The sequence below is a fragment of the Microvirga calopogonii genome, from assembly GCF_003347665.1.
GTDB classification, from domain to species: Bacteria; Pseudomonadota; Alphaproteobacteria; order Rhizobiales; family Beijerinckiaceae; genus Microvirga; species Microvirga calopogonii.
This window is the reverse complement of record NZ_QDGA01000164.1, coordinates 1-8,047: the sequence shown is the minus strand read 5'-3', so window position 1 is coordinate 8,047 and position 8,047 is coordinate 1. Positions and strand designations below refer to the sequence as shown.

The following is an 8,047-nucleotide window of genomic DNA, read 5'->3' as shown; positions in this document are numbered from 1 at the left end:
GCGATCATCGACAGCCAGTCGGTCAAGACCACTGAGATGGGTGGACCACGAGGGTACGACGGTGCCAAGAAGGTGAAGGGCCGCAAGCGCCATCTGCTCGTTGATACGCAAGGCAATCTGCTGAAGAACAGCATGCAGCCCGCCGACATTCATGATCGCGCAGGCGCCGAACTCCTGCTGGAGGGGCTGCAGCATCTGTTTCCGGCCATTGAGCGCGTGTGGGCCGACACGGCTTATCGCGGGCTGAAGGACTGGTTGTGCAGAGCGCTGGGATGGAAGCTGTCGATTCCGCAACACTGGTGGAGTGAAGGCACCTGGATGCGGGCTGACGCAGAGCCGCCGACGCGACCGAGTGGCTTTCAGGTGCTCGCGCGAAGGTGGGTGGTGGAGCGGACCATCGGTTGGCTGACTACCAACCGGCGGCTGGCCAAGGACTATGAGCGGCTCGTCGAGACCCGCGAGATGCTGCTCTATCCTGCGATGAGCCGCATCCTGCTGCGTCGCCTCACGCGAAAGGAACGATAATTGCTCACCAGCCTCTAATTTCGCGCTGCAAGTGATTGATTCACCATAGGTATGGTGTTGGGCCGCTGCGGCGGATGCGGGCTGTTGCAAGATTCACGAGCGCCGTCATGGATGCCTGATCTTACGCTAGCGATCTCAACGATGCCACATGGGCGCTGCTCGAGCCCTTGTCCCCGCATGTGCCCAGCGGGAGGGCGGCAGACCTGTCCGTTACGACACTTCGTCGATGAGGTCTTCTATCTGCTGCGCACGGGAGCCCAACGGCTGTTGCTTCCGCATGAGTATCTACCCCGGTGCGGTGTCTCCTACCGCTATGCCCAGTGGCGGGAGGACGGCACTCGCGAGCACGTGACCCAGGCCTTGCGGGAGAGCGATTCTCGGACGATCGGTCGCAACTCGCAGCCCACCGCGGAGTTCATCGACGACCAGCCGGTCAAGACAACTGCGATGGCTGAAACGCGGGCTACGATCGCGGGAAAGCGCCCAAGAGCCGCAAGCGTCACTTGCTCGTCGACACACATGGCACGCTGCTGAAGAACACCGTGCAACCCGTCGACACCCAGATCGCGCACGGGTTGAACTCCCGTCGCAGGGTCGGCAGCATCCTTTTCCGGCCGTCGAGCGGCCGTAGCCAAATACCGCCTATCGTGACCTGGAGGACCGGCTGCACCGTGCGCTTTGCTGGGCTGACGATCCCGCAACACTGGAAGAGCCGCGGCGTTTGGATGTGTGTCGGTGCGGAACCGCCAATGCGACTGAGTGGCTTTCAAGTGCTTGCGCGAGGCTGGGTTGTTGAATGGACGATCGCCTGGTTGACCACCAACGGCGTCAGACTAAGAGCTACGAACGCCTGATCGAGGCTCGCGAGATGCTGCTCTACCTTGCCATGAGCCGCATTCTGCTGCGCCCTCTCACGCGAAAAGAAAAGCAATTGCGCGCCATCCTCCGGAAACACGATTTGCGACCGCTTCTGACAGGCGCATCGAGTCTGGTGCAGTGCAAAGCTATTGTGACGGTACCAATGCGCTCGGTTCGGAGTTCCCGTCAGATGCCAGGGACAAGTCGAGATTGTGTTGCACCATCTGATTTCCTGGCTCCCTTTTGAGGGCCTGCCGATATAGCACTTGTGCCGTGTCATGCCGCCCCTGAGTATCCAGAACAACTCCTTTCGCATTTAATGCGCGCAAGTTCTCCGGGTCTGCAACCAAGACTCTGTCGAGTACCTGAAGCGCCTCTTGCTGGCGCTTCTGTGCCAGCAGGACATTCGTAAGACTGATCGCCGCATCGACGTTACCCGGATGCTGCTCCAAATCCAACAAAGTCGGCACCTGTGAGTCCTGACCGACTGCGCGCAAAATGCGTTCGCGCATAGCCGGATCGATGTGTTCGGCGCCTAATAACGCTGGGGACGGCGTCTCCTCCATTGAACGATCCGGCTTACTCCAGCTCGCGCAACCGCCGAGAGGAAGGATGGCAAGTACGGCGACGAGAACTGATTTCAAGCGAAACGAAAGCAATGCCAATGAGCCTACAATCCTATACGAATACATGTCTAGTTCTCACCTTTCATCAAGTGCTTTCGCCATCCGTTGATGGCAACGCGGATATCGCGAGCTTCCCCTGACGGCCCTCTAGCGTTTCCAGGCGGAGTGTAACCGATCCAGCGGGCTGAATCGTGAAGTCGGACGCAAGGTCCTGGTAGGAGAGCACAGAGAGATCGATCCCATTCCGCATGAGAAAACCGCGGACGAAGCGTCGGACATCCATCGAAGTTAATACGACAGGGTTGGTCTGATCCGACGCCGTGCTGGAAAGAACCTGACGCATCTGTGACACCAGAGCTTCGCTTTGCCGATCTTCTAGTACCAGCGTGGGGCCTGCCGCTGTGTCTCGAGCCGCACTGCGCACCAAATCCTCAGTTTCACGTTCGATAATGAAGGCGGCCACGATTCCGTGTCTGTTGGCATTGCGGTGACAGATCTGGCGTTTCATACAAGAGCGCACGTATTCCGTGAGAAGGGCGACATTTTGCTCACGCTCGCTCCATTCGGCTAATGCCTCCAACACGATGCGAGAGTTGCGGATCGGGACACCTTCATCCAGCAGGCGGCGGAGTACATCGGCGATCCGAGGTATCGGTGTCGTCCGCAGCACCTCCTTCACCAGATCAGCATAATCCCGCTCCATCCGGCCCATCCACCGGCTGGTCTCCTGGATGCCGATCAAGCGCGATGCATAGCGGGTCAACGTCGTTTGGACACGTAGCGCGAGGAGTTCGCTTGGATGGTGATACCTGATGCCAGCAGCTTTGAGAGCCGGTGCAAAGCTTTGTTCGGCCCAGATAGCGTCTGCTTGTGGATCATGCCGGAAGGGAATGCCGCTCGATTCAATGTTCGCGAGCTCGTCTTTGAGCGTTAACTCTGTCGGATTAATCGAATTCTGCTCGACCGGCACGCTCTCGATATCTATCCTGAACTGTGAACCCAGCAGCTGCTGATCGGCAGCGACAGGAATACGGGGGACGATAATGCCGAGATCGGCGGAGACTAATTGAGAAACGCGCGCAATGTGCTGTTGTAGTTCGACTTGATTGATCGCACGCATAAGGTCCGGCGCAAGGAAGAGGACAATCGGACATGCCTCCGACGGCATGGTTTCGTTCTGAGGCTCCTCTGACGCTGCAGTTGTAGAAGCGGTGCCTCCCGCGCCCAGCCCATTACCCTTGACAACGCTTGCCGCGGCGAAGATCGCGGCTAAGATAAGAAAGACGGGCAGAGGAAAACCAGGAACGAGCCCCATCGCAACCAAAACAACGGCCGCAAGCCGCAATGCTCGCTTACTGGCCGTGAGTTGATTGACTATGTCGGTTCCAAGGTTAAGGCTCCCTGCCCCGGTCACACGAGTTACGATTGTCGCCGCGGTAATTGAGAGCAGGAGGGCCGGAATCTGCGAGATTAGCGCGTCGCCTATGGTCAGTAGGGTATAATGACGCAGCACCTCGCCGAAGGGCATACCCTTCGAAAGCAGGCCAATCGAAATCCCACCCAGCGCGTTGATGAAAATAATCGCCAGCCCGGCAACAGCGTCGCCCTTCACAAATTTCATCGCACCATCCATAGCACCGTAAAGTTGGCTTTCCTTCTCCAATGCGCTGCGCCGTGCCCGAGATTCGTCGGCATCGATGTCGCCATTTCGTAACTCTGCGGCGACCGCCATTTGCTTGCCCGGCAGAGCGTCGAGCGTGAAGCGCGCCGCCACTTCTGCTACTCGTTCGGCGCCCTTCGCGAGGACGATGAACTGCACCATAGTCACAACCAGAAATATAACAATACCGACCACGATATTGCCTGAGATCACGAATTCACCGAACGTGTGAATGATGCTGCCTGCCTCCCCTTCGGCCAGGATCATCCGCGTTGTTGCGATGGTGAGCGCCAGACGGAAGACCGTTGCAATCAAGATAACGCCGGGCAGAGAGGAAAATTCGAGTGGCGTGCTGATATACAAAGCAACCATTAGCAGCAGTACGGCCAATCCCATATTGAACCCGATCAGAGCGTCGATCACAACAAGAGGTATTGGCATCACCATCATAGCTATGGCCAGAATTAGCATCAGCGCGACCGTGAGGTCCGGATTGGCCGGCGCGCGCTGGATCAGGTTACGCATGATGTTGGCCATGGAGCCTCCATTCGTGATCGTTTGAGAATCGCTATGCTGCTAAACAGCTTTCGAAGATCCACCACCCATCGCGACGCTTGAGACTGAAAGGTCGCGAGAACGGCTGGTTACCAGATGCATCCGTTCTGTGCAGGACCGTTAGAGTCCCCGCCGAAGTGGTCCGAGGCGAGCGTATGGGCTGGAAACCGCAAAAGTCGAGCAACCACAACCCAGCATGAGAGGCGAACTGCAGCAGGGGCAGGTTTCGCGTGCTTTGCGGGCAAGCGTGGCAGACGTAGGAAAGGCTGCCGAGCAAATCGCGCTGCTGCTTGGGGATAAGCACGACATTCCCGGTTTGGAACTGTGGTCTGTTATCGTGTAGCCTGGCGCCAGGCCCGGTCCCGCCTTCGGCGGGCCTCCAGCCAAGCTGCTTCCGGTTCCACCGGGGTAGGCACGCCCGCCGTAACTGGTTCTGCGGGACGACAACGCCTTCACGCAGCGCCCGACTTCCGGGGGCGACAGGGTAAGCGTGGCGGCTTGGCAAACGGAGTTCTCCTTAAAATTTGCCTAAAGACCGGAATCATCTAATACGGGAGAGAAGCAAGGCGGCCATTTCGGCTCAGCAGCACCTGCCTGTCCTCGATCCGATCGACTGTCCATCCATCGTCCAAAAGCGCCCCGATGAAATACTTCTCACCCTTGACGACAACATAGGGCGAGGGTCCGCGCCAAACCGCTTCAACTGCGATTGCGGACGGCGACTTCTCCTCCTTGGTGATTACCCTATTGACCAGTGTTAGAGCGCCCTTCGTGTGTTGATCGAACCACCGCTGAACCTGCTGCCATCGCGTGGCCGATGCGGACGTGACGGTGCCTTCAGCGGTAACAACACCCTTTGCGGAGCCGATCTTAATGTTGAGAAGGCCTGCTTTATCGATTGCTTGTTGCAGGTCTTTAGCAGCTGCCAGGGTAGTCTGATCATCGGTTTGGTCGTAGGTCAGTTTGGATTCAGGTTTGGCATTAGTTGAATTGGCGCTCGATGCCCGGGCGCTGCCGTAGTAGGAGAGAACCGCTGAGACTACTCCGATCCCGATCGAGCCCAGTAACACGAGAGCTGGCACAGGGATCGCGACGCGGGACGCAACGCTTGAACCAGCTGGCGCTGCACCCTGTGCCGACCAGAGTATCGACATCGCGCCTAGGTCAGTGATGGCCGGAAGAGGAACAAGACTAAACTCACCCGCGGCAATACTCCCGCGGCTCTCCACGTTGCATCCAGCGCCAAGGGCCTCCACCTCGATCGAATTGGCTCGAAGAGTGATACGAAGATGATGCGGCGCGAGTCCCTGCTCGACGAAGACGATGTCGGCATCAAGGCCGCTACCTATTACGTTCGTCCCTGGAGCCAGCGTTCCGGTCAGCCCGCAATAGAGGCCCGATAGAACTTCGAAATGAAGGCAAACCGCGTCGTCCAAGGATATTCTTCCGAACAAGGAGAGGAGCCGCACGGCAATCGCCGTGCGGCCCGTTTCAGCTCTACATCGCGCCACCAAGTAGTGCGATCGAGACTACCTAAGGCCGGCGTCAGACATCACGTAGCGCGTTCGTCGGCCGCCTTCTTGATTGTCGAGAGCTCCGTCGTAAGCGTGCGCAGCTGCATGCTCCTAGCCGTAGCTTCGGCGCTAACCGCTGCCAGATCGGCAAGTTGGGCCTGGAACGCAGCAGCGCCCGCCGTTTTGGTAGCTGCGCTCCCAGCCGCCGAAAGAATTGTACTAGCGCCGCTACCAGCGGTTCCTCCAATACCAGGCATATTGCTTTCCTTTCTTCGAATTGTGCCGTAATCAACGGCACGCTGCTTCCTGACGAGGACTATCCAGCGTCAGGTATCCTCTTCGGTCTCTGCCATAGCCTCCTCGGCATCAGCCATGACATCGTTCATTATAGTGAGCGCAGCCGCTCTGAGCGCCACTTCGAAGGCCTCTTGTTCTGATGCAGCTCGCGAGCCGTCGCCGGAATCGGATGGGACATCCGTCGGATCGTGCCCCCTGACCGGTTTGTTAGGATCTGATGGCTCGTTAGGATCAACCGGCTTTTTAGGATGGGGCGTTCCATGGCCCCCTGCGCGGGCCAAGGACACACCGAAGCTGCCAAAACTTCCAATTGCTGAGACCATCGGGTACTCCGGCGTTTATCTTCATTATGGACGGGCGGCGATGCCGCGTAGGCATCCACCTCCTCAAGCTAACGCCAACAGCTTTCGATAACCTGACGAGTGTTAGAAAAAATTGGAAGGCAAAGCCCGTTAAAAACGTGGTCCATGGACTGTTGCGCGCTTGAGAGTGGTGACGCCCCAGGGCGATCCCGGTTAGGAAGTTGACCTTTGGCGCAGTCCAGCCCCTCCCACCCCAAGGAGGAGCCGATGAGACGCAAACGAGAGGCCGGTAAAGATCGCCAGAGCCTGCCGATGGTTCACCCCATGCCGCCGCCATCGATGTCGGGGCCACGATGCACATGGCGGCCGTGGGACCTGACCGGACAGATGAACCCGTGCGCAGCTTCGGGACCTTTACCGCCGACCTGCACCGGTTGGCCGACTGGTTCGAGGTTTGTAGCGTCACCTCCGTCGTCATGGAATCGACCGGGGTTTACTGGATCCCGGTCTTCGAGATCCTGCAGGACCGCGGCTTCGAGGTGCTTCTGGTCAATGCCCGTGACGCCAAGCACGTGCCCGGACGCAAGACGGATGTGAAGGATGCGCAATGGCTCCAGCGGCTGCATGCCTATGGCCTGTTGCGGGCCAGCTTCCAACCCAAAGCCGAGATCGCGGAACTGCGCGCGTATCTGCGCCAGCGTGAGCGGCTGCTCGAGTATGCCGCCTCGCACATCCAGCACATGCAGAAGGCGCTGACCGAGATGAACCTGCAGCTGCATCACGTGGTCAGCGACATTACTGGAGCCACGGGCATGCGCATCATCCGCGCCATTCTGGCCGGAGAACGTGATCCGGCGGTCCTGGCGAGCCTACGGGACATCCGGTGTCACTCCAGCTCCGAGACGATCGAGAAGGCGTTGACGGGTCATTATCGCGCCGAGCATCTGTTCGCGCTCGAACAGGCGCTGGCGCTGTACGACACGTATCAGCACAAGGTGGCGGCGTGCGATCAGAGGATCGAGGCCGTCCTCAAGGCGCTGAGCACCCATGGGCCCGATCCCGCTTCCTTGCCGGCGCCTCGCCGGCGCATGAGCCGCCAGCCCAATGAGCCGAGCTTCGATCTTCGTGGCGCCCTCTATGCGGTTCTGGGCCAGGACCTGACCCGGATCCACGGCCTGGGGCCGTCCTTGGCGCTCAAACTGATCGCGGAGTGCGGCACGGATCTGACGGCTTGGCCCAGCAGCAAGCACTTCACATCGTGGCTCTGCCTCGCGCCCGGCAATAAGATCTCCGGTGGCAAGGTGCTGTCGTCTCGGACGCGCCGGTCGGGCAGTCGGGCGGCGGCCCTTCTGCGGCTGGCGGCCGTGACGATCGGCAAGACGGAGACGGCACTGGGTGCCTTTTACCGGCGGCTGTCGACCCGGATCGGCAAGGCTAAAACTGTGACTGCAACCGCCCGCAAGATTGCAGCGCTGTTCTACAACGCCCTGCGCCATGGCATGGATTACGTTGATCCGGGAGCGTCGTACTATGAGGAACGGTATCGGAAGCGGGTGATCGATAACCTGCACCGCCGCGCCAAGGCGTTCGGGTTTGTGCTGCAGGAGGTCGGTGTCGACGCTTCCAAGGGCGCTGTTTCTTAGGAAGCCATCGGCATCTTCGCGGAGGTGCCGAAATGAGGTTTGGCTTCATCGAGCAGCATGCCCGCAC

6 protein-coding genes are annotated in these 8,047 nt (G+C 59.2%); 3 read left to right on the top strand and 3 right to left on the bottom strand.

Annotated elements, in window-relative coordinates:
* Both DDF70_RS34500 and DDF70_RS38530 read left to right on the top strand, forming a co-directional pair.
* Positions 1–525: transposase (locus DDF70_RS34500; protein ID WP_162820799.1), on the top strand; the 525-nt coding region annotated here is incomplete at its 5' end.
* A gap of 51 nt (positions 526–576) precedes the next feature.
* A complete protein-coding gene (locus DDF70_RS38530; RefSeq protein WP_342633972.1) occupies positions 577–1,059 on the top strand; it encodes a transposase in 483 nt (160 codons plus the stop codon).
* A 470-nt stretch (positions 1,060–1,529) separates the two neighbouring features.
* On the opposite strand, the gene DDF70_RS34490 is transcribed toward DDF70_RS38530, so the two are convergent.
* The 3 genes from DDF70_RS34490 to DDF70_RS34480 form a co-directional block, all read right to left on the bottom strand.
* Positions 1,530–2,048, bottom strand: a complete 519-nt coding sequence (locus DDF70_RS34490; protein WP_245435770.1) for a tetratricopeptide repeat protein — start codon at positions 2,046–2,048, stop codon at positions 1,530–1,532.
* A gap of 46 nt (positions 2,049–2,094) precedes the next feature.
* Positions 2,095–4,206, bottom strand: coding sequence for a type III secretion system export apparatus subunit SctV (gene sctV / locus DDF70_RS34485; protein ID WP_114949051.1), 2,112 nt, complete (start codon positions 4,204–4,206; stop codon positions 2,095–2,097).
* A 563-nt stretch (positions 4,207–4,769) separates the two neighbouring features.
* Entirely contained in the window at positions 4,770–5,660 is an 891-nt protein-coding gene (locus DDF70_RS34480) for a SctD/MshK family protein (protein ID WP_114949053.1), read from the bottom strand.
* A 1,012-nt stretch (positions 5,661–6,672) separates the two neighbouring features.
* Between DDF70_RS34480 and DDF70_RS34465 the strand changes: the two genes are divergently transcribed.
* On the top strand, positions 6,673–7,980 hold the full coding sequence (locus tag DDF70_RS34465) for an IS110 family RNA-guided transposase (protein ID WP_114948661.1): 1,308 nt from the start codon (positions 6,673–6,675) through the stop codon (positions 7,978–7,980).
* The last annotated feature ends 67 nt before the right edge of the window (positions 7,981–8,047 follow it).